This window comes from Streptomyces sp. NPDC031474 (genome assembly GCF_055581185.1).
The window spans coordinates 1-21,089 of sequence record NZ_JBVIJX010000054.1 but is presented as its reverse complement, the minus strand read 5'-3'; the positions used below and the strand labels follow the sequence as shown (position 1 = coordinate 21,089).

Genomic DNA, 21,089 nt, shown 5'->3' with positions numbered 1-21,089 from the left:
AGGACCCCAAGCCGTTCATCTGGACCAAAACAGCCGAGGAAATCCTCGACTCCCTCGCCCGCTTCTGCCGACGGATCTCTGGCGCAGCACACTAGCCGGGCGGCTGGGATTTGTCCGGTCGCCCGGTGTCGGCGCGTGTTCACCATGTCGCACCAGCTTCGGCAGGCGTCCGCGAACTCGGCGAAGGAGTCGTAGGCGGGCAGCAGGTTCGCCTCCGTGGGGACCAGGTCGGCCTTCGCGATGCGGACCGCGGCCTCCGCACCGCCCTTGGACTCGGGGTCGTAGGGAACGCAACTGACGACCTGGCAGCCGTAGTGCCGGCCCGCGGCGACCATCTGCGGGTGCCGGACCGGGATCCCGGCGATGTGCTCGACGGTGACCGTCTTCGCGTTGTCGGTCAGCAGGTAGGTCGGAGCCCTGCCGATCCGCCGCAGCGTGGTGTCCAGGCAGGCGACCAGGGTGCCCAGGGCGCAGTCCCAGACCGGAATCGCCACCCGGAACCGGGACCACGAAAGCCACGCGCAGAACAGCCAGGTCCGCCGCCGGCCGATCTTCGGGCCCTCGCCCCAGTCGAACTGCAGCCACCGCCCGGGCTCGGGGATCCACGGACGGTAGGTCCGCCGCTTGCCGGCCTTCCATGCGGTCTTCGCCGCGTTCACCGCCCGCCGGGTCGAGCGCGCGCTGCCCCGGAAGCCCATCTGCACCAGCTTGTCGTGGACCACGCCGGCGCGGATCGTCGCTTTCGACTGCTCGACCCACTCCTCGATCTTCTCCAGGAACGCGTCGATCATCCTCGGTCGCGGCTCGCGCTCGAACGGGTTCCGCCCGGACGAAGGGGATCTCCGTCGTCTACGGAAGCGATCAGGAACACCGCAGGCCGCACGGCCATCCACCGGGATTTCTGGTGACCATCAGCCGGGACTCAACTGGCCGCACACCTGGACTCTGCCGCGGCCACCGACAATTTTGACACACCGCGGCACGCTGAAGACGCTCCGGGCGGGCAGCCAGCAGCCACACCGCCGCTGCGGCGAAAACCCCACCCCTGTACTGCCGGGCGTGTTGCAACTCCATTCGAACCGGGGCAGTTCAGTCCTCCGCGCCGCCTTCCTGGGCGAGCCGCAAGTTCGTCGCGCGCAATTGCCACCGAGTCCAGTAGCGCAGCCGTGCCACGTCCGCGGGGGACAGACGGTCGCAGGCCCAGTCCCAGTGCAGGGCCAGCCAGTCCCCGGGCCTGGTATCCGGGACGAAGCCGGCTCCCTCCACCGCGATGCGTACCCGTTCGCGCCGAGCGGGGGACAGCCCGAGGCGCTGTCCGTTCCACGTCAGCCGCCGCGAGCGCGCGATGACATGGTCGCCGTCGCGTGCCACCACACGGCCCCAGCGAATACGGCAGTTGTCCAGCACGTACAGCGGTTGCTCGGCCGGCCCGGAGCCCAGCAGCCGGGTCCACGGGTAGACGCCGAACACATGGAATCCGTGGGTGGCACTGGCCTCGGTCAGCAGTGAGCCGTTGAGGTGCTGCCAGTAGTGGCCCGCCTGCGCGCCGATCGTCGCGAGCAACCTTTCACCGAAGCGCAGCTGGTCGACCTCACCCAGGAGGGGCCCGCCGATCCAGTACGCACGCACGACACGCTCGTCGAGGGGGTCGTCCGCACCGGCCAGCTCGGCCAGAGTCGTCAGATACGGCCACGCGCCGTGAAAGCGGCGCGCCAGCATGACGACGTCAGCGCGGGTGCGCCCGGTCGCGCCCAGCTCGAACAGGCTCGCGGCCTCAGCGGGGCCGCAGTAGCCGAGCTCGTTCGGCGCGTAGGCGTACCGGGCGAACAGCTTGGGTCCCGAGCCGGCCGGCAGGTGGGTCACGGCCGGGGGGACTGGCCGACGAGCAGTGCGGTCTCGCGGTGCAGCCGTCCGAAGTTGTAGTAAGCCGCGCATGCCCCCTCGGGCGACACCATGCAGGTGCCGATGGGTGTCTCCGGTGTGCACGCCGTACCGAACACCTTGCACTGCCACGGCTTGAGGACGCCCTTGAGGACCTCACCGCATTGGCATGCCTTCGGGTCGGCGACCCGTACACCCGGCATGTCGTACCGCAACTCGGCGTCGAAGTCGGCGTAGCGCTCATTCATCTTCAGCGCGCTTTGTGAGATGAAGCCCAACCCGCGCCATTCGAAGTGCGGGCGCAGTTCGAAGACCTCTGCCAGCAACTCAAGAGCGTGCGGGTTGCCTTCCTCGCGAACCACACGCGCGTACTGGTTCTCGACTTCGCAGCGACCGTCCCGGATCTGCCGGAGCAGCATGTGCACCGACGCCAGGATGTCCAGCGGCTCGAAGCCGGCGACGACCAGGGGCTTCTTGTACACCTCGGACACGAAGCGGTAAGGGCGGTTGCCCACGACCGTGGAGACATGGCCGGGGCCCAAAAAGCCCGAAAGCCTCAGATCCGGGGAGTCCAGGATCGCCTTGATCGGCGGCACGATGGTGACGTGATTGCAGAAGACGCTGAAGTTCTGCACACCGAGTTCCTTCGCCCGGACGAGCGTCACCGCGGTGGACGGCGCCGTCGTCTCGAAGCCGACGGCGAAGAACACGACCTGCTTGTCGGGGTTCTCGACGGCCAGGCGCAGCGCGTCGAGCGGAGAGTAGACGAACCGCACGTCCGCTCCACGTGCCTTGGTCTCCAGCAGATTTCCCCGGCTTCCGGGAACGCGCATCATGTCGCCGAACACCGTGAAGATGACGTCCGGCTGCTCGGCGAGCCACATCGCGTCATCGACCCGTCCCATCGGTATCACACAGACCGGGCAGCCCGGCCCGTGCACCAACTCGATGTTCGACGGCAGGATGTGCTCAAGGCCGTGCCGGTAGATCGTGTGAGTGTGCCCTCCGCAGACCTCCATGAACTTGAACTCGTCGTCACCGACGAGGTCGCCGATCGCGGCGACCAGGGCGCGCGCGGCGGCAGGGTCGCGAAACTCGTCAACAAACTTCATCGCACATCCCTTTGGATGATCGCCGTCGAGTCGAATGCGTCGAGCTCGTCGGCATAGGCCTGGCCCATCTTCTTCAGCGCATCGAGCGTCGACGCGGCCTCGCGCTCGTCTATCTTCGCCATCGCGAAGCCGACATGGACGAGCACCCAGTCACCGGCGATGAGGTTCTGCTTCGCGAGCAACCGCACGCTGATCACTCGCTGTACACCATCGACGTCGACCCTCGCGAGGTGCCCGTCCGGATCCGTTATCTCGACCACGCGGCCGGGGATACCCAGGCACATATCAGTTCCTCTCGTTCTGTGTCGGTGAACGACATCACCGCTGTTCAGCAGATCCGCGGGAGTGGGTCGCCGACGAGCATGTCGACGATGCGGCTTCCTCCGAACGGGGTTCGCAGCGCGACGATGCCCTGGGGCTGCTCGACGATCTCGCCGATGATGCAGGCCTCTTGGCCCAGCGGGTGGGCACGCATCGCCGCAACAGCCGCCTCGGCCTCGTCAGGTGCGACGACCGCGACGAACTTGCCCTCGTTGGCCACGTAGATGGGGTCGATGCCGAGCATGTCGCAGGCACCCCTCACCATCGGAGCCACCGGCAGAAGCAACTCGTCGAGGATCACCGCGAGCCCGCTGTCCTGCGCCAGCTCATTGCAGACGGTGCCGAGGCCACCACGTGTCGGGTCGCGCATCCACCGAGTCGACGGCGCCGCCCGAAGCAGCACCTCGACCAGTTCGTGCAGGGGCGCGGTGTCGGAGCGAATGTCGGCCTCAAGAGCCAGGTCGCCCCGGGCCAGCATGACAGCCATGCCGTGATCTCCCAGTGACCCCGACAGCACCACCCGGTCGCCCGGACGGACCCGTTCGGCCGACAGTTCGCGGCCGGCGGGGACCAGGCCGACCCCCGCGGTGGTGATGTACAGGCCGTCCGCGGAGCCCTTGGGCACCACCTTGGTGTCTCCGGTGATCAACTGCACGCCGGCCTCGCGTGCCGCGCCGGCCATGTCATCGACGATCTCGCGCAGCCGGGTGATCTCGAAACCCTCGGCGATCACGAAAGCGGCCGACAGCCAGCGGGGCCGGGCACCGGCAACGGCCAGGTCGTTGACCGTGCCATGGACCGCGAGGTGGCCGATCGAACCTCCGGGGAAGCGCAGTGGCGAGACCACATAGGAGTCCGTGCTGAACGCCAGACGCTCGCCGGACGGGAGGCTCACCACGGCCGCATCGCCCAACTGCTCGAGTGCGGGATTGCGGTACGCCTCGAGGAACACGGCATCGACCAACGCTGCTGACGACTTGCCGCCGGCTCCGTGCGCGAGTGTCACGACCTCATCGGTCAGCCTCGGCCGGCGCTTACGAAACGCCTTGATCCGCTCCAGCACCTGGTCCTCCAGGCCTGGCGCCGCCGGGATGTCTGAGTCAGTTGTCATGGTGTTTCCCCTGGCATGTTCGTGGTGTCGACAGGTGCCGTTGCACGGTCGTCCAGAGCCGACAGCCGAGCATCGCCTGGCTCTCCTGGATGCGGTGGACGCTCTGTGACGGAACGACGAAGCAGAAACCGACCTCCGGTGACGCGGCCATCTGTCCGCCGTCGTAGCCGGCGAAGCCGATCGTGAGGAGGCCGCGCCCCGACGCCTCTGTGAGACCGCGCATCAGATCGGCGGAATTTCCGCTGGTCGACATGGCGACAGCGATATCGCGGTCCGAGGCGTGAGCGATGATCTGGCGTGAGAAGACCAGATCGAATCCGACGTCATTGCCGAGGGCCGTGACGACCGCCTGATCGGCCGCCAGGTTCAAGGCGGGCAACGGCCGTCCGGCGATCGGCTGCGCGAACAGGGAGGCGAAGGTGGCGGCGTCCGTCGAGCTTCCGCCATTGCCGAAGGTGTACATCCGTCCGCCGGACGCGAACCGCTCGGCCATCGCCGCCCCGGCGGCGTCGATCTGTTCCGCGCATGCCGCAAGCGTGGCCTGCTGCAGCGCGGCGCTTTCGCGCGCCTTGAGCCGTGCCGACGAGGCGAGATCGGCGAGCAACGAGTCCGCGTCGTCCTCGTCGCCTTCGATGAACGGGTACAGGAATCCAGTGTTCTCCGTAGCACTCATCGCCCAGCCTCCACTTCGAGCCGGGTGAGAGCCGCACCGGCGTGCACGAGTACCAGGTCCCCGACCGTCACGGGCGAGACCAGAGTGACGTCGATGCGCTCCTCACCCGTCGCGGTGCGCACGAGAGCGTCGCCGAAAGGGCCCTCGGGAGGCTCGACGACCTCGGCAAGCCGCCCTTCGTCACTGCAGGTCACGCACACCTCGTCGGTACACTCGGCCGTGGGCTCCCGCAGCAGGCCCGGGTGTTCGAAGCAGACATGGGTCAACTCCCACAGCAGGTGATACAGCAGCACGAACCGGCCGCTCGCCGGGGCGAGCGGGTGGGGATCATCGAGCCACAGCACGTGGTCGGCGGCGCCGGCCGCCGGCCGCACGCCCGAGCCGATCCAGACCGTGCATGCGCCCCATGCGGCGGCCCGTCGCATCAGGTCCGCGACCATGGCATCGTCGGCCGCGGCCACGGCGACGATCAGGTCGCCCGCGCGGACCGACACCCGGGCCTGCCCGACGAGATCCGACGAGCGCAGCGCGAACGCGGGCAGAGCGCGTTTGCCGACGATCACCGGGTGCACGAACTCGACAGCCACGTGGTGGGCGTGGGGTTCCCAGCGGGGAGAGACGGCCCACAGGGTGGCACCGGAGTGGAAACGGCGGGCGATCGACAGCGCCGCATCCGCCAGATCTGCCGCAAGGCCGCTGTCGAGCATGTCGGGTGTGATACCGGCGCCCGGTTCGGTCAGCGGGGACACGTCCGTGGTCATGCGGCCCCCTCCTGCGTGGTCTCGCCGACAAGGACCCCGTACTCCCGCATCAAGTCGATCGTCACGGCAGCGGTGTCCGCGTCGATCTTCGTCAGCGCGAAGCCCATATGTGCCATGACGTGGTCACCCACAGTGAGATCGGGCAGATACGCCAGGCAGACGCGTCGCTCCTCACCGGCGAAGTCAGCGCGCGCCATGGTGGTGCCGGCCTCCTGCCATATCTCGATGAGGCGCCCGGGAACACCTAGACACATGACGGCTCCGTACGTTGGTAGGCGACCCAGGGAGGGTCGGATGCGGCTTATGACTGCTGGTCGGTTGTGGTGGGCGAGGAGCGGCCGCCCGGTTCTCGGGGCGGCCCTGGCTGCCCGATGAACTCCTCATTCTCCTTCTGCGCGGCTACCGGCGGTGACGTCCGTCGTAGCGCCGCGACCACGGCCTGTCCCAGTGCCAGCCCCCCGTCGTTCGGGGGCACGACGTAATGAGTCAGCACGGCCAGACCGGCTTCCTCCAGGCGGCGGCGGCACTCGCGGGCGAGCAGCACGTTCTGGAACACACCGCCGGTCAGGCCGACGAGGCGTACGCCGGTGGTGGCGGCCAGTCGCTCAGCGGCCTCGGCGACGGCCATGGCCACCGCGACGTGAAACCCGTAGGCCAGTTCCGCGGGTGGTATGCCGTCGCGCATCCCGTCCACGATGCCCCGAACCACCGGGCGGTGGTCCAGAACTCCGTTCGCATCGACCGTGAACCTCCCGCAGGCCGGGTCTTCACCCGCCGTGGCACGACCGGATTCGGCAAGCGCCTCCAGTTCGATCGCGGCCTGCGCCTCGTAACCGATGCGGTGACGGACGTCCAACAGCGACGCGACCGCGTCGAACAGCCGCCCCATGCTCGAGCACCGGACGGTTCCCTCCGGCGAGGAAAGCTGAGCCCGCACCGCCACCAGCTCACGGTGGTCGCACGCCTGCACCGGACCCAGCTCGCGGTCCCAGGACAGGCCCGCCGCGGTCAGGTGGGCCAACGCCGTGCGGCACGGGTTGCGCACCGCGACGTCGCCACCCGTCATGTCGACGGGCAGCAGATGCCCGGCGCGGGTGTAGTCGGCGGTGTCCTCGCCGAGCAGCAGGATCTCACCGCCCCAGACCGACCCGTCGTCGCCGTAGCCCGTGCCGTCGAAAGCGACACCGATGATCGGCTCCCCGATGCGGCCGTGCTCGGCGAGCAGCGACACGATGTGCGCGTGGTGGTGCTGGACGAGCTCCACGGCCGGCTCGTCCGGACCGTCGCCGTGCCGCTCGGCCCAGGCACGCGTCTGGTAACCGGGGTGGGCGTCCGCGGCCAGCACCTCCGGGACGGCGTCATGGATGGTCGTGAGCTGATCGACGGCACGCTCGAAAGCGTGCAGGGCCTCCAGGCTGCCCATGTCACCTATGTGCGCCGAGCAGAAGGCATTGGTGCCGTCGATGAGGCAACAGGTGTTCTTCAACTCGCTGCCGACCGCGAGGGTGGGCGTGAGCCGACGCCCGATCCGCACGGGAAGCGGCGCATAGCCGCGGGAACGCCGGATCGGCAGCTCCCGCCCGTCCACGACGCGTACCACGGAGTCGTCACACGGGACGTGGATCGGCCTGTCGTGTGTCAGCACGGCGTCCGCAAGGTGCGGCAACCGCGTCACCGCGTCGGCGTCGCTGAAGCACAACGGCTCGTCGCTGACGTTGGCACTCGTCATCACGAGAATCTCGGGGGGTGCGACGTCGGCGCCCGGTACGGGTGCGAGCAGCAGGTGATGCACCGGCGTGTACGGCAGCATCACCCCGATCAACGGATTGCCGGGTGCCACCGCGTCGACCAGTGGTGCGTCCGGCCGCCGTCGCAACAGCACGATCGGGCGCGAACCGCTCGTCAGCACCTGCTCCTCGTCCATGTCGATGCGCGCCAGTCGCCGTGCGACCGTCACATCGCGTGCGAGCAACGCAAAAGGCTTCTCGGCACGGGCCTTGCGTTCCCGTAGGCGTGACACGGCCACCGCTGAATCGGCCCGGCAGGCCAGGTGGTAGCCGCCGATGCCCTTCACGGCGACGATGAGGTCCACGGCGAGAGCGCGCTGGGCGGCGGCGAGCGCGGCATCGACACCCTCCACGCGGGTGCCGCCGCGCTCGTAGCACAGCGCCGGCCCGCAGTCAGTGCAGGCGATGGGCTGGGCATGGAACCGGCGATCGTCCGGATCCCGGTACTCCTGGGCACAGAGCCGGCACATCGGGAAGTCGGCCATGGTCGTCGTCAGGCGGTCGTACGGCAGTTCCCGGATGATCGTGAACCGCGGCCCGCAGTCGGTGCAGGTGATGAACGGGTGGCGGTACCGGCGGTCTGTCGGACTGAACAACTCGGCCAGGCATGCGGCACAGGTGGCCACGTCCGGGGAGACGAGTGTGCGCATCGCGGTACGGCCGTGGCTGGCGACGATCTGGAAACCCGCGTCGGCAGCCGGCTTGGGCGGCACCGGTTGCGCCGTGATGCTGGTGATGAACGCCAGCGGTGGAGCTTCCCGTTTCACCCGTCGGCGGAACTGCGCCAGAGCGGCGGGACTTCCCTGTACCTCGGCGACAACCCCCTCCGTCGTGTTGCCGACGAAGCCGCTCAACCCCAGCTCGGTCGCCAGACGGTGGATGAACGGCCGGAAGCCGACGCCCTGGACCACCCCGGCCATCGTGAACCGGAGACGACCGAGACCGGAGCCCGCCTCGATCGCGCGATCCGTCATGGCAGTCATGTCCGCCGCCAAAGGACGACCCGATTGTTACCGGAGTCCGCGACCGCGAGCAGATCGCCCCGGAGCGACAGCCCGTACGGCCAGCACATCGAATCCCGGGTGACGGTGTCCCACCGGTTCTCGCCGTTGGCCGAGAACCCGGGCTGCCCGAGCACCACATCCGCGGGCGGGCCGATCTCACCGTCACCCGGATCAGGCAGCGCGTCCCAGATCAGCACCCGGTTGTTCGCTGTGTCGGCAACGGCCAACCGGCCGGCGTCGACCTCGAGGGCGTAAGGAAAACGCAGTTTGTCGGCACTCTGCGGCCCGTACGGCCACTCCACAGCGGTCTCGAAGTCCGACTGGCCGATCACCAGATCGGCCTCGCCGTCACACGTCGGGTGCGGACTCCAGCCCAGCAGGCGGTGATTGCCGGCGTCGGCGATCAGGAGCCCCTCGGGCGTTCCCGCCACGTCGTGCGGCCAGCGGAAACTCGCGCGGCCGGCCGGGCCGCCGCGGTTCTCCTCGCGGTGAGTGGCGGCCGACTGTCCCAGGACCAGGTCCGGCGGAATGCCGGCGGAGGTCGGCACGCCGCCGGACCAGCCGAGCACCCGGCGGTTGCCTGTGTCCGCCACGTAGAACCGGCCGTCCACCACACCCACGCCGAAAGGCCAGTACAGCGACATGGCTGAGCAGCCGCCGCCCCGGTTCGGCTCGACACTCTCCAGATCCGGCTGGCCGAGGACCAGATCCGGCTCGATATGGCCGGCCTCGGGCAGGTGACGGTAGATGAGCACACGGTGGTGCCAGGCATCGGCCACGATCAGCATCCCGTCGTGGACCAGCACACCGGTCGGCAGATTCATCCCGTAGCGCAGGCTTCGGCCACCGGCGGCCGCCCCCTCGCTCGTCATGTCCGGTTGGCCGAGCACGACATCACACGGCTGCCCGTCCCGTTCGGGCAGGTGCTGCCAAATCAGCACTCTGTGGTTGCCGGTGTCGGCGACGACGAGCACCTCGTGCCCGTCCACCCGGCCGACGTGCACCCCGCGCGGCGCGTACATCCACGACGCTGTCGGGTGGGCGGCCGGCAACATCAGCCCGCCGACCGCCGGCGCACCCAAGCAGGTCTCCACTCGCCACCCGCCGGAGACGTCTGTGGTCGGCTCGCCCGGAGGCGGACCGACAGTGGCGCGGCGAGCGGCGCTGACGAACTTCACTGTCTTCATGGGCCGACCCTGATCCACACGTGCCCGTCATCGACCCGCAGCGGAAGCTGCTCGAGCGCCGCACCCGGTGCGCTCAGACAGTCTCCTGACAACGCGTCGAAGCAGAAGCCGTGCCACGGGCAGGTGAGCGTCCCCGCTGTCACGTCGAGCAGGGCCCCATCGAGCGGCAGCCCCATGTGGGCGCACTCGTTCCTGTACGCGGTGAGGCCGGCTCCGATCCGTACCACGATGATATCGGCCTGCTGTCCCGACGCGTCCGTCAGGCGAATCTGGCTGATCTCGCCGTCCTGGACCTCGGCTGCTCGGGCCGTCTGTACCCACCCCGCTTCTCGGGCCTCTTCAGGGCTCTCGACCCGACGGCGCACCGATTCCAGCGGGATCAGAGCGGGGCTCGGTTCGCTCGGCAGCACCTCCACGGACGAGATGGACGCGACACCCTGGATCAGCGCCTGCTCAATGGTGTTGCGCATCGTCACCGACGACATGGAACAGCCGTTGCAGGCACCCGACAGCCGTACATAGGCGGTGCCGTCCTCGATCCGCACCAGTTCGACGTCGCCGCCATGTGACTGCAACCCCGGCCGGACGGTGTCCAGCACGGCACCCGTCTCGGTCAGCGGATCTGGCCGGAGGAGGCCGTGCACCGACAACAGCATGCGCACCAGCGGGTCGTCGACCAGTTCGTAGAGCGCGGTGCGGCAGGCTTCATCGGCACGCAGTCTGCGCACGATCGTGACGAGAGCGGCCCGGTGCGCAGCTTCGATCGCCTCCTTGAGGTTCTCCGCCACGCTGTGGGCATGGCCTTCGAGTGCGCGGGCCGCGGTCACCGCCTCATCGACCGCGCGGGCCAACTCCTCGAACGCCCCCTTCGTGGGCGTGGACGTATCACTGCGGGCTGCCGTGCTCGTCATCGGCTTCCTCCGTCTTTCATGCCTGTGTGCCGGTGACGGCATGGTGCCGCGCGATCTCGTCGAGAATGCCCCGCACCGAGGTCACGGCCTCGTACTCGTGCAGTGCCTCGAAGGTGTAGCGGGCCTCGACCAGGTTGGCGCGAGCGTGTTCGAACATGCCCAGGTGCGCGAGCGCGTTGCCCTGGTTGGCCAGGACACGGGCATGACCGAGCGGGTCCTGGTCCCGGTCCCGTGAGGCGAGCACCGCTTCGTAGAGTTCGACGGCCTCGACGAGGTTGTCGCCTTGGTGGGTCGAGGGGGCATACACCAGGGCGTTGGCCAGGTTGAGCTGCGCGCTCGACCACTTCTGCGGGTGGGTCTCCGGTGTGTATACGGTCAACGCGGCGCGCAGCGAGCCCACCGCCACGCCGAGGCGCAGCTGATCCGAGGCTTCGACCATCGGCATCGTCAGATAGGCGGTGGCGAGGTTCGCGTGCGCGGCGGCGTACAGCTCGGGCGCCTCCTCCTTGCTGATCTCCTGCAGCGCGCAGTGGTAATGGTGAATCGCCTTCGTCAGCAGATCGCGACGTTCGCCTGCCTGCTCGTGGAGTGCGGCGGCGAGTTCGAAGTGCAACTCCGCGCGGGCGACGGTCAGTTCGGTGCCGACCAGCAGCGCGAGACCTGCCCGCATGGACTCGGCGGCGGCCTCCAGGACACCGGCTTGCCGCTGCAGCTGACCGCACGCGCCGTACAGTACGCCGGCGAACGCCGGATACACCACGCGGGTGGCTGCGGCTGCCTCGTCGAGCAGGGCGGCCGCGGCATCCGGTTGTCCCGCCTCAACCGCGATCGCGGCCCGCGAGGCCAGAGCCAGAGCGGCGAGTTCGCCGGTGGCCCCCTCATGGTCGGGCATGGCATCGAGCCGGCCGACCGCGACCAGCACGACGTCCACCAGAATGCTCAGCTCGGGGCCGAGGCCGGCGCGCAGCAGGTCGGGATCCTCGTGGTCGGGATCGATGACGAACCGGTTGAACCGGCTGACGACGTCGTCACCGGTCATGGCCGCTCGCGCGGCGTCGATCTCCCCACGCAGAGCGAGTTCGTGTCCACGCAGCGACTGCGGCCACTCGTCCGGCAGCCGCCCTGCGAGCAGTGCCGCGCGCACCTGCGCGGTGTCCTCCCGGTCGGCGAGCAGCAGATAGCCGAACGGCAGCGGGAACGCACCGATGGGCAGGGGCCGAACCGGCAGCGTCGTCGGCTCGGTCGGGTCAGCCATGGATGGGTCCTGAGATGTCACGTTCGGCTCCACGCTTGATGCAGCGCGCGCTGATCCTGGCGCGTGCTTCGGTGCTGTATGTCGCGATGCGCTGACGCACCACGCCATCTGGAAAGACCACCACGATGTCCACTGCCCACTGTCCTTTCACGGGGAGAACGTTCACCTCCACGCCGAGCGCCCGAGACGTCCGGCTGGGCGCCGCACGACCGGCCACCGTCTCCGGGTCCTCGTTGCCGGTCACAGCCGACTCCTAGTCCCGGCTGATCCGCAACGCGCCCTGCTGCTCGTCCCACCATCCCTGGCGGACGCCGACCGGGACATCGTCGGCCAGCGCCTCCCGGACGAGCAGCGTGCGATCACCGGCGATGTTGCGTTGCTTGAGCAGTAGTCCGCCGCTCGCCGTCCCACGCAACGGTGTCAGCCACACTTCCCCTTCTTTCGCCAGCACAACGGCGGCGTCGCCGGGGAAGTACTCGCGTGCGCAGGCAGCGTCGAGACGCGCATATCCGTCATCGGTGAACTCCACCTGCACCTGGCCGACGCGGCCGAAGGCGGAATCGCGCCGGATCAGACCGAGCACACGCCGCATTCCAGCCTCCACGTCGGCGCTGAGCAGGCCTCCCGGTGTGAAGTCCTGCGCCTCTATCAGGTAGACGGTCACGTCGGACGGATAGTCGGTGCCGAGCAGCCAGTGGGCGAACGCCAGGGCGTTGTCCCACCGGAACGAGTGCGTGTGCAATCCGGACAGCGGTGGCAGTTCCTCCACGGCCGGCCCGGGCACATTGAAGACGGTGCCGGGTTCGGCGTCGCTGCGGCAGGCGTCAACGATGATCACCCGTTCGGCACCGCGCATCTGGAACGCGACGTCCATCCCGGCCGTGCCACCGTCGACCAGCCGCACACCCCCGGGGACGCCACCGTCCCAGAGGTGGCGGACGAGGATCGGCCCCACGCCGTCGTCACCGCGCAGCAGATTGCCGCAACCCACGACGAGCAGTCCGCACGCCGACACGCCGTCCAGCGTGTCGAGGTGTGCGGCAGAGTGCGTCATGTTCTTCCTTTCGAGCCGAGGTCTACACGGATCCGTTGATGACGAACTTGCTGAGCTCGCGGCCCTTGCCGTCATAGGCGTGCACGGTGCAGACCAGACACGAGTCGAAGCTGCGCGCGACGTGCCCGAGTTCCACCGGATCCTCCTGGTCCACGATCGGGGAACCGACGAGGGCCTGCTCGATGGGGCCAGGGTTCTCCGTCTTGTCGCGCGGCCCGATGTTCCACGCGGTGGGTGTGACGACCTGGTAGTTGGCGATCTTGCCGTCCTCGATCACGATCCAGTCCGACAGGGAGCCGCGTGCCGCCTCGGTCGAGCCGAACCCCTTGCCCTCCGCGTACTCGACCGGCTTGCTGTAGAAGCTCTCGTGCAGATCGATCTCGTCGAGCCACTTCCGCACCCACTTGAAGTACTTGGGCGCCTCGTGCATGCGCGCGAGCTGGCGGGTGAACACCGAAGAGCCGATCTTGCCCAGAATGTCCAGGAACAGCGGATCGTAGTCCTGGTGCGCCGCCGCGCCGGGTGCGCCGGCCACGATCCGGCGGGCCAGCGGTCCGGCCTCGAGCGGGACGTAGCCCTGGTTCGGCACGTCGTAGCGCGGTGCCTTGGCGAAGCTGTACTTGCCCTGCTTGCGGGCGACCTCCGGATCCAGCGGCTTGGTCTCGCCCTCGAACGGATGGCGGGCCTCGGTTCCCTCGTAGAACGAGTGCGTGACGTCCTCCCGGACCCGAGCCTGGTCGAACTCGCTGAATTGTCCCTTTGCGTAGATTCCGGAGCGGTTGATCAACGCCGCGTTGCGTCCGTCGATGGTCGGGTTCTCGTAGAGGGACGGCTCGAAGTAGGTACCGGTCGCGAGGAAGTCACCTGAGCCGGCACCGTACTTGTCCAGGCCGATGTCCATGCTGTAACGGATGAAGAATCCGCAGTCGCTGTTGTACTGGGACTCGTTCTCGTTGACCCAGTTCAGTACGTCTTCCCAGGTCTTGTTCTCGAGCCACCGGTCGACAGAGCAGCCGAGCCAATGCTTCTCGAGCCAGTTGACCTTCCAGTGTTCGAGAATCGCGATCGCGCGGGTGACGTCGCTGAGGGTCGGCGCGCACATGACGCCGCCGGGCACCATGAAGCTGGAGTGCGGCCACTGCCCGCCGAAGATCGCGTAGATCTCGACCGGTTTCCCGGACAGCACGACGCCGGGGCCGTAACTGGTGCCCACATAGGGCGCGAAGCGGCGCACCGCCTCGTCGTACATCGTGGATCTGGCGTAATTCTTGTTCGTCAGGTCGATGGCGAACAGCGCGTAGAAGTACCGCGGGATGCTCTGGAGCGTTTCGCAGGCCTGCGCGATGTTCCGGACCAGCGTCGCGTTCGGAGGGAGGTGCGTGCGCCATGCCGTGTCCAGGGCGTAGGCGGACTTGTACAGGTGGCTGCCGCCGCAGATGCCGCAGATGCGGGGGGTGACGATCAGGCCCGCCTGCGGGTCCTTGCCCTGCAGGATGATCTCGAAGCCGCGGAACATCGCTGCCTCGGTGTATGCCGAGGTGACGACGCCGTCTTCGATGGTAACGCGCACGTCGAGGTCTCCCTCGACTCGGCCAAGCGGGCTGACGAACAGATCAACGGCCGTCATCGAGCATCCTTACTGGGGGAGCGAGCTTGGGGGACGAAGGGTGGGAGGTCCGTCAGACGACGAACATGTCTTCCTTGGACCACTGCGGGGCTGCGACACGCGCAGCTGCGGCATGAGCCATGTAGGTGAGGTGATCGCTACCTTCGGGGACCTCGCGAGGCACGACGCCGCTCACCTTCTGCGTCTTGAACACGGTCCCCGGCGCGAGGTCGAAGAACGGGTACTCGGGCTCGGTGCAGCCCATGCAGGGCTGGCCGGCGCGGGTCTTGGACGACTGCCGGTTCCACAGGATGCGGTTGCACGGCGAGTGGGTCATCGGGCCACGGCAGCCGAACTCGTAGAACAGGCAACCGGTACGGGTGCCTTCGCCGAAGGCGGTGGTCGACTGCTTGTACTCGAAGAACTGGACGCGGGTGCAGCCGGTCTGCGTGAAGGTCTTGAAGAAGGTCTGCGGTCGGTGCAGTTCGTCCAGCGCGATGTCGCCGGCCCTGCCGGTGGCCAGTGCGACAATGATCTGGGTGATCCAGTCCGGGTGCGCCGGACACCCGGGTACGTTGATCACCGGCAGGCCGGACTTGGACCTGAAGTCCGGGCCCAGGAAGCCGCCCCTTTCCCTCTTGTGGAACTGAAGTCCGGTCGAGTCGCTCGGGTTGGGCTCCATGGCTGGTATGCCGCCCCACGCCGCGCAGTCACCGATGGCCACGACCACGCTCGCGGCTCCAGCAAGGTCGGTGACCCAGTCCTTCATCGGGCGATCGGAGAACATGTCAAAACGCCCCGACCCGTCGGGCCCCTCGATGACCGTGCCCTCGAAGACGAAGATGTCCAGTGGCCGCTCGCCACGAGCGCACTCCCAGAACACGCGCTGAGCGTTGTCGCCGAGCTCCAGGCCCAGCGAGGGGTGCCAGAGCAGATCGAGACCGAAGTCGGTGATGAGATCGACGACGTTCGGTTCCTCCGCGTTGAGGAACGACATGGTGTTTCCACTACAGGCTCCCCCTTGAAACCAGAGCACTGACGACATCGCGGTTCCTTTCACTGACGACTGTCATGCCGGACGTTCGGTGCCGGGCGTCGCGCCGTCCCGGCAGGGAGGGATCCGGTCTTCACCTAGCCGCTACGGCAGCGGCGTCGAGGGCCTTCAGCTCCTGGCCGAGTGCCTTCGCGATGGCCACGACGAAGCCGATCGCGCGGCCGACGTCGGGGTCTTTCACGACGCGCAACATGGCCCGCAGGCCGTTGATCTGTGCCCGTTCGCTGGTCGCCTGCTGTGTGCCGCGTACGGCGGCACGCGAAGCGGCAGCCGCGATGTCGGCCAAGCCGACGCCGCCGACGTCCGACCGCACCGCGGCTTCGATGCTGGGCAGCACGTCGAGCAGTGGTGTGATGAGCCCGCTCAGATGCCGGACGAGCTGCACCACCTGGCCGGCCTCGGGCAGGCCGGTCGGCTTCACCTGCCGTAGTTCGGTCACCGCGTCGGCGAGCGAATCGCTGATCGTGTCGCCGCGGCTCACCAGACCGTCGACTCCGTGGATCAGGATGGCCAGTAGGTCTGCGTGGTCCAGCAGTTCGTGCAGCGCGCGGGCAACATTCGGCTCCTCCAGCCGGGCGACGAGTGCCTCGACAGGGTCCGGATCCAGGGTGGATTCGATGGCTGTCACCGTTCCATCTCCAATCGGGCATACCGGAAACTAGGACATCTGTAAGGGAGATCGCATCCCCCGCTTGGGCAGGGCGCTGGGGGATGCGGGGCGGTGCGTGGCGCGATGCGCCGATCCACCGTGACGCAGGCCATAGCGTTGAGTCGCACCGTAGGGGTCGAAGTGCCCCGTGCCTACCCCAGATGCGAAGCAGCTATCGCGATTGCGCATTGGGGTTGTCGGAATAACGACATGACCGCGCTGATGTGTGACACCGTGTTCCTCGGTCGGCGCCGGCCTGGCGAAGGGGCGGGCGGTCTCGCGGCCCGGAGGGCTACTGGAATTCGTCTGTGGGGTGGGAGGCCGCGCTGCACCGAAACCACCCTCGGCCCAGCTGACCTCGTATGCGTACCCGTCCGTCGCTGCGTGAGCGGATCGGGCACCGCTGATCCCGAGGCGCTGTCCGGAGCAAGGGCCGCCCGCGGTTGATGGTCGGGCGCGGGTCGGGCAGCATGTCCGGATCGAGGCAGAGACATCAACGCGCGATGAGCTGTGACGTCAAGGAGAGGCTCCCTGTGCCACGTCTGTCCAGGCTCGGCTTCATCGATGCCCGCCGCACGATGGAGCCCATACGGCGGCGGGTGCGCAGCCGCGGAGTGCCTCCGGCTCTGGAGAGCCACGAGATCTTCTACACAGAGGACGCCTCCGAGGCGTCAGAGCTGATCGGAAAGGCGCTGGCACCCAATCGCCTCACGCTCGGCGCGATCGGATCCAATGGCTTCGCGGCAGGTCTGCACGGTGCGCGGCTTCGTGATCTCAGCCTGCTCTACCTCGATCTGCATGTCGCGGCAACGATCGACATGGCCCGTTGCGGGCCGTACTTCGCGATCCACATGCCCTTGAACGGCCGGGCCATGGGCACGGTCGCCGGAAAGCCGTTCGAGGCGCACAGCGTCCACGCGGTCGTCACCAACCCTGACGACCCACTGCAGATCCGGTTTGATCATGACTCGCCACAGCTGATCGTCCGGATCGAGCAGGAAGCGCTTGAGCGCTACCTGACCCGCCTCCTCGGCCGCCTGCTCACCCGCCCTCTCGTATTCGAACCCAGCTTCGACCTTGCGGGCGATGCCGCGATGCGCTGGCACGGAGCGGTGCAACTCCTGCACACCGAGGTGTTCTACAGCGGCTCGCTCGTCCGACGCGGCCTGGGCATCGGGCCCCTCGAGGACTTCCTGATGAGCACCCTGCTCATGCTCCAGCCATCGACCTATCACGAGATCTCGACCCGGCCGACGATGCCCCCCGGACGGCGTGCGGTGCGTCGCGCCATCGACTACATCGAACAGCACCTGGCGGAGCCGATCAGCATGTCCGACATCGCCGATCACGTCGGCGTCAGTGCGCGATCGGTCCAGCAGGGCTTCCGGGACGAGCTGGGTGTGACGCCCATGGGATACCTGCGCGACCGGCGCCTCGAAAGAAGCCGCGAGGACCTCACGGATGCCGAGCCGTCCGAAGGCGTCACCGTCACCGCCGTTGCCGAGCGTTGGGGGTTCAACCACCTCGGCACATTCGCAGCGCTGTACAAGAAGCGCTGGGGGGAATCTCCGTCGGAGACCTTGCGGAGATAACTGCTGCCGGGGGTATCGTCTGCCGGTCTGCATGACTCTCAAGAAAGTCAAGGAAGTTCATGCACGAACTCTCGATCTGTGGTTCCATCGCCGACATCGTGGCTCAACACGCCGTCGGGCGTCGGGTGGAGAAGATCCACGTTCGGGTCGGTCAGCTGCGACAGATCGTCCCGGACACCCTCGTGTACTGCTGGACGCTGGTCAGCGCCGACACCGCGCTGGACGGATCCGTCCTGGAGGTCGACAAGGTGCGGGCGAGTATTGCCTGCCGCGACTGCGAGGAGACCACCGAGATCGGAAAGTTTCCGATGTTCGTCTGTGGTGCCTGCGGCAGCAGTCACGTATCCGTCGTCGCGGGCGAGGAATTTCTCATCACGTCAATAGATATCTCGGAGGGTTGAACCGTGGGTCGATTCCACCGGCATGCGGACGGCATGGCACATGAGCACGATGATGGCGATGATCCTCATGAAATCGGTGATCACTCCTCGTATCGGACAGGGTCCGAGCGAGTTTCCGTACTGGAACATATCTTCGCGGAGAACGACCACACCGCTGCTGAAAACCGTGCGGATTTCGCCTCGAGCGGGGTCTGCACAGTCAATGTGATGTCATCCCCCGGCGCGGGGAAGACCACTCTGCTGCGGGAGACTCTGCGCCGGCTGGCGGATTCCGTACGGACGGGCATCATCGAGGGCGACATCGAAACGAGCCTGGACGCAGATCGGCTGGCCGGACTCGGTGCGGCAGTTGTCCTGGTCAACACAGGTGACGGCTTCGGAGGCGAGTGCCACCTCGATGCTCCGATGGTCCGCTCGGCGCTGCCGCGACTTCCTTTGGAAGAGCTCGATCTCGTACTGATCGAGAACGTGGGAAATCTCGTGTGCCCCGCCGAGTTCGATGTCGGAGAAAGCGCACGCGCGATGGTGTACGCGATCACCGAGGGCGAGGAGAAACCGCTCAAGTATCCTGTCATGTTCCGCTCCGTGGATCTGGTGCTCATCAACAAGGTCGACCTGCTGCCGCACCTGGACTACGACCTCGATGCCTTTCACGACAACCTTCGTGCTGTCAATCCCGATGTCATCACCATCGAGGTCAGCGCGCGCACGGGGGAGGGCGTCGACGAGTGGTGCGACTGGTTGCTCACAAAGCTCTCAGAGCTCCGGCTGGACGCCGAAGCGGCCCTGACCTGTTCGCAGGCACATTGACGGCGGCGCTGCCAACCGCCGAGACCGATCCGCCCACACCCAGGGGACATCCGTGAACAGCGAACAGACGCATCCATCTCCACGCGCAACCGCCGCGCAGGGCAGACCTCGATGAGTCGCCCCTCGATCGCGCAGGCCGACGAGCAGATCGGGTTCTACTGGGTGTCTGAGGCGGGCACGCCGATCAGCCTTCCCGATCTCCTGCATGTCGACGACGAACCTCAGCGGCTGGTGCCGACGCATTTGTCAGCGCTGGACGACGCCCTGATCGACGCGGTCGGCCGCTTCGGTGAGTTGCTCGGAGGCGGAGGGCCGGTCGGTGAGGCCCAGGAAGTAAAGAATCTTCGTGCGCTGCACCGCACGCTCGATCGACTGTGCCACGAGTACGCGGCCGCGCTCGCGCCCACCGGGCTCACCGTGGACAGGCGCGGCGGCCAAATCATCGGAACGGCGCAATTGGTCGCGACTCGGGCTCGTATGGCACTCGGGACAGCGGGACCATCGCCGCTCGTTGGCGAACTGGACGAGCCTTCCGTCGGCGTCGTGGCCGGGCGAGGGCAGATGTGCGTGGTCGACGAGACACGGCGGTGGCGGGGGAGCCGGTGGATCGTACAGAGCGAGGATGGACACCGCTACCCACTCACGTTGTCCATGTTGCTGTTCGACAGCTCAGGCGTGCTCAAGGACGCCGCGCTCGACGAGCACCGGGAAGCACTCAGGTCGGTGACCGCCGCGGCCGCCGGCGGGGACGCGGACCCTGGCATCGCCGCGGGCGCGATCGAATGGCTGCTCCACGACTGGCTGATGGCCCACCGCGAATCACCGGAGAGCGCGGCCATCGAGATCCGCCGAACAGACGACGCCGAGATGATTGTCGCCGCGGCCGCGGCGGGGGCACGGGCTCGAGCCGCACTCGACATCGGACTGTTTGAGCCGGCCTCGACCGGTTGACCGTAGGAGCGGTATGGCAGCGTAGTGGTGCCCTGCGCTGCCGACTCTCTATGCCTCCCGCCTACTGCCTGCTCCGTCGCTGCTCGTCCTGGTGACGTCGTGGCCGACGGCGCCGGTGGGATGAAGCGGGCGGGAGCGCGGGTCCGCCGGGCGGGTCCTCGGCCGCCGCGTCGTCCGGCCTCTCCAGCAGCAGGTGGGAGTTGGTCCCGCCGAGGTTGTCCGCGCAGCAGGAACCGCGGTCGACCACGGTGCCAACGGGGCCGAGCTTTCAGTCGCGCATGTCGTCTGTGACCTGCGGCAGGACAGCTTGGGGCCATGTCCCGCCGAGAGGCGTAGCCACGATCACGGCGAACCCCGGGCCGCGCGCACAACCTCCCGCCCGCCGGCGACGTCGTCTGGCCTCCCGTCTGCTCTGCACAGCCCGGTCATACCCAGTACCGACCGGGGCACTTTCCTTGGTGACAGCCCCGATGGCGATCTGCGGCAGCTCGTCGGGGTGGTCCTTGCCCGTCGGGGGCCCTGCCAGATATGAACTGACGGCATGCCGGCAGCGGTCCGCAGCATGACAAGCCGACGATGTCTCCCTTGCCGCCACCTCAACAATCCCCCGTGCGGGGGAGGCCGGTCCGGGCACCGCTTCCTAGCATCCTTGGACCGGGCGCAGCCTCAGCCGAGCACGCCACCGGCCTGAAAGTAGGGTCCCACCTTCGCGAAACAACCTGACGAGGTCACGATCCGGGCTGAGCAAGTGCGAATGCCGTCAGGCACGAAATACGTGAGGAGCAGAAGCGTTTGAACGCCTATGTGCCGATCCTGATACTCGGTGGTATCGCGGCGACGTTCGCGGTGGGCTCCGTAGGGATGGCCTCAGTGGTCGGGCCGAAGCGGTACAACCGCGCCAAGCTCGAGGCCTACGAGTGCGGTATCGAGCCGACCCCCACGCCGGCCGGCGGCGGGCGCTTCCCCATC

At 67.8% G+C, this 21,089-nt stretch carries 21 protein-coding genes and 1 pseudogene; 5 read left to right on the top strand and 17 right to left on the bottom strand.

From position 1 onward, the window contains the following. From ACZ5SK_RS47635 to ACZ5SK_RS47555, 17 genes are all read right to left on the bottom strand, one after another. A partial coding sequence (locus ACZ5SK_RS47635) for a transposase (protein ID WP_468419221.1) occupies positions 1-791 on the bottom strand: 791 nt, incomplete at its 3' end. A 298-nt stretch (positions 792-1,089) separates the two neighbouring features. Then, positions 1,090-1,863 (bottom strand): DUF6390 family protein, encoded by a 774-nt coding sequence (locus ACZ5SK_RS47630; RefSeq protein WP_334573544.1) that lies wholly within the window; start codon positions 1,861-1,863, stop codon positions 1,090-1,092. Beyond that, the gene (gene hypD / locus ACZ5SK_RS47625) at positions 1,860-2,993 is read right to left on the bottom strand and encodes a hydrogenase formation protein HypD (RefSeq protein ID WP_334573546.1); all 1,134 of its coding nucleotides are present in this window, start codon (positions 2,991-2,993) and stop codon (positions 1,860-1,862) included. Before hypD ends, ACZ5SK_RS47630 begins: the two co-directional genes overlap by 4 nt. Beyond that, positions 2,990-3,277 carry a HypC/HybG/HupF family hydrogenase formation chaperone gene (locus ACZ5SK_RS47620; protein ID WP_334573548.1) on the bottom strand — a complete coding sequence of 96 codons (288 nt, stop codon included), beginning with the start codon at positions 3,275-3,277 and terminating at the stop codon, positions 2,990-2,992. The genes hypD and ACZ5SK_RS47620 overlap by 4 nt, the downstream gene beginning before the upstream one ends. Positions 3,278-3,321: 44 nt before the next feature. Then, complete coding sequence (gene hypE / locus ACZ5SK_RS47615; protein ID WP_334573550.1) at positions 3,322-4,377, bottom strand: hydrogenase expression/formation protein HypE; 1,056 nt, start codon at positions 4,375-4,377, stop codon at positions 3,322-3,324. A gap of 37 nt (positions 4,378-4,414) precedes the next feature. Beyond that, positions 4,415-5,029, bottom strand: a complete 615-nt coding sequence (locus ACZ5SK_RS47610; protein ID WP_334573552.1) for a D-sedoheptulose-7-phosphate isomerase — start codon at positions 5,027-5,029, stop codon at positions 4,415-4,417. Positions 5,030-5,094: 65 nt separating this feature from the next. Further along, complete coding sequence (locus ACZ5SK_RS47605) at positions 5,095-5,859, bottom strand: HypC/HybG/HupF family hydrogenase formation chaperone (RefSeq protein ID WP_334573554.1); 765 nt, start codon at positions 5,857-5,859, stop codon at positions 5,095-5,097. Next, positions 5,856-6,113, bottom strand: a complete 258-nt coding sequence (locus tag ACZ5SK_RS47600) for a HypC/HybG/HupF family hydrogenase formation chaperone (protein ID WP_334573555.1) — start codon at positions 6,111-6,113, stop codon at positions 5,856-5,858. Before ACZ5SK_RS47600 ends, ACZ5SK_RS47605 begins: the two co-directional genes overlap by 4 nt. 47 nt (positions 6,114-6,160) lie before the next feature. Next, positions 6,161-8,620 carry a carbamoyltransferase HypF gene (gene hypF, locus ACZ5SK_RS47595; protein ID WP_468578050.1) on the bottom strand — a complete coding sequence of 820 codons (2,460 nt, stop codon included), beginning with the start codon at positions 8,618-8,620 and terminating at the stop codon, positions 6,161-6,163. Positions 8,621-8,625: 5 nt separating this feature from the next. After that, positions 8,626-9,837 (bottom strand): NHL repeat-containing protein, encoded by a 1,212-nt coding sequence (locus ACZ5SK_RS47590; protein WP_468578048.1) that lies wholly within the window; start codon positions 9,835-9,837, stop codon positions 8,626-8,628. Then, a complete protein-coding gene (locus ACZ5SK_RS47585; protein WP_468578047.1) occupies positions 9,834-10,748 on the bottom strand; it encodes a NifU family protein in 915 nt (304 codons plus the stop codon). Before ACZ5SK_RS47585 ends, ACZ5SK_RS47590 begins: the two co-directional genes overlap by 4 nt. Before the next feature lie 16 nt (positions 10,749-10,764). After that, complete coding sequence (locus ACZ5SK_RS47580) at positions 10,765-12,003, bottom strand: hypothetical protein (protein WP_468578045.1); 1,239 nt, start codon at positions 12,001-12,003, stop codon at positions 10,765-10,767. Then, a complete protein-coding gene (locus tag ACZ5SK_RS47575; protein WP_468578044.1) occupies positions 11,996-12,247 on the bottom strand; it encodes a hypothetical protein in 252 nt (83 codons plus the stop codon). Before ACZ5SK_RS47575 ends, ACZ5SK_RS47580 begins: the two co-directional genes overlap by 8 nt. Positions 12,248-12,256: 9 nt before the next feature. After that, positions 12,257-13,057 (bottom strand): hydrogenase maturation protease, encoded by an 801-nt coding sequence (locus ACZ5SK_RS47570; RefSeq protein WP_468578042.1) that lies wholly within the window; start codon positions 13,055-13,057, stop codon positions 12,257-12,259. A gap of 22 nt (positions 13,058-13,079) precedes the next feature. Continuing rightward, positions 13,080-14,627 (bottom strand): nickel-dependent hydrogenase large subunit, encoded by a 1,548-nt coding sequence (locus tag ACZ5SK_RS47565; RefSeq protein ID WP_334573568.1) that lies wholly within the window; start codon positions 14,625-14,627, stop codon positions 13,080-13,082. Between the two features lie 109 nt (positions 14,628-14,736). After that, positions 14,737-15,708, bottom strand: coding sequence for an NADH-quinone oxidoreductase subunit B family protein (locus ACZ5SK_RS47560; protein ID WP_334573570.1), 972 nt, complete (start codon positions 15,706-15,708; stop codon positions 14,737-14,739). A gap of 82 nt (positions 15,709-15,790) precedes the next feature. Beyond that, the gene (locus ACZ5SK_RS47555; RefSeq protein WP_361710567.1) at positions 15,791-16,345 is read right to left on the bottom strand and encodes a DUF1641 domain-containing protein; all 555 of its coding nucleotides are present in this window, start codon (positions 16,343-16,345) and stop codon (positions 15,791-15,793) included. Positions 16,346-16,899: 554 nt separating this feature from the next. On the opposite strand from ACZ5SK_RS47555, the gene ACZ5SK_RS47550 reads away from it, so the two are divergent. The 5 genes and pseudogenes from ACZ5SK_RS47550 to ACZ5SK_RS47530 form a co-directional block, all read left to right on the top strand. Beyond that, entirely contained in the window at positions 16,900-17,958 is a 1,059-nt protein-coding gene (locus ACZ5SK_RS47550; RefSeq protein ID WP_334573573.1) for an AraC family transcriptional regulator, read from the top strand. A gap of 59 nt (positions 17,959-18,017) precedes the next feature. Continuing rightward, on the top strand, positions 18,018-18,359 hold the full coding sequence (locus tag ACZ5SK_RS47545; protein WP_334573575.1) for a hydrogenase maturation nickel metallochaperone HypA: 342 nt from the start codon (positions 18,018-18,020) through the stop codon (positions 18,357-18,359). Positions 18,360-18,362: 3 nt separating this feature from the next. Next, positions 18,363-19,169: a hydrogenase nickel incorporation protein HypB gene (gene hypB / locus ACZ5SK_RS47540; RefSeq protein ID WP_361710564.1), complete on the top strand. Its 807-nt coding sequence runs from the start codon at positions 18,363-18,365 to the stop codon at positions 19,167-19,169. A gap of 111 nt (positions 19,170-19,280) precedes the next feature. Further along, on the top strand, positions 19,281-20,120 hold the full coding sequence (locus ACZ5SK_RS47535) for a hypothetical protein (RefSeq protein ID WP_334573579.1): 840 nt from the start codon (positions 19,281-19,283) through the stop codon (positions 20,118-20,120). A 792-nt stretch (positions 20,121-20,912) separates the two neighbouring features. After that, positions 20,913-21,089 (top strand): annotated as a pseudogene (locus tag ACZ5SK_RS47530) (NADH-quinone oxidoreductase subunit A); the annotation flags it as partial.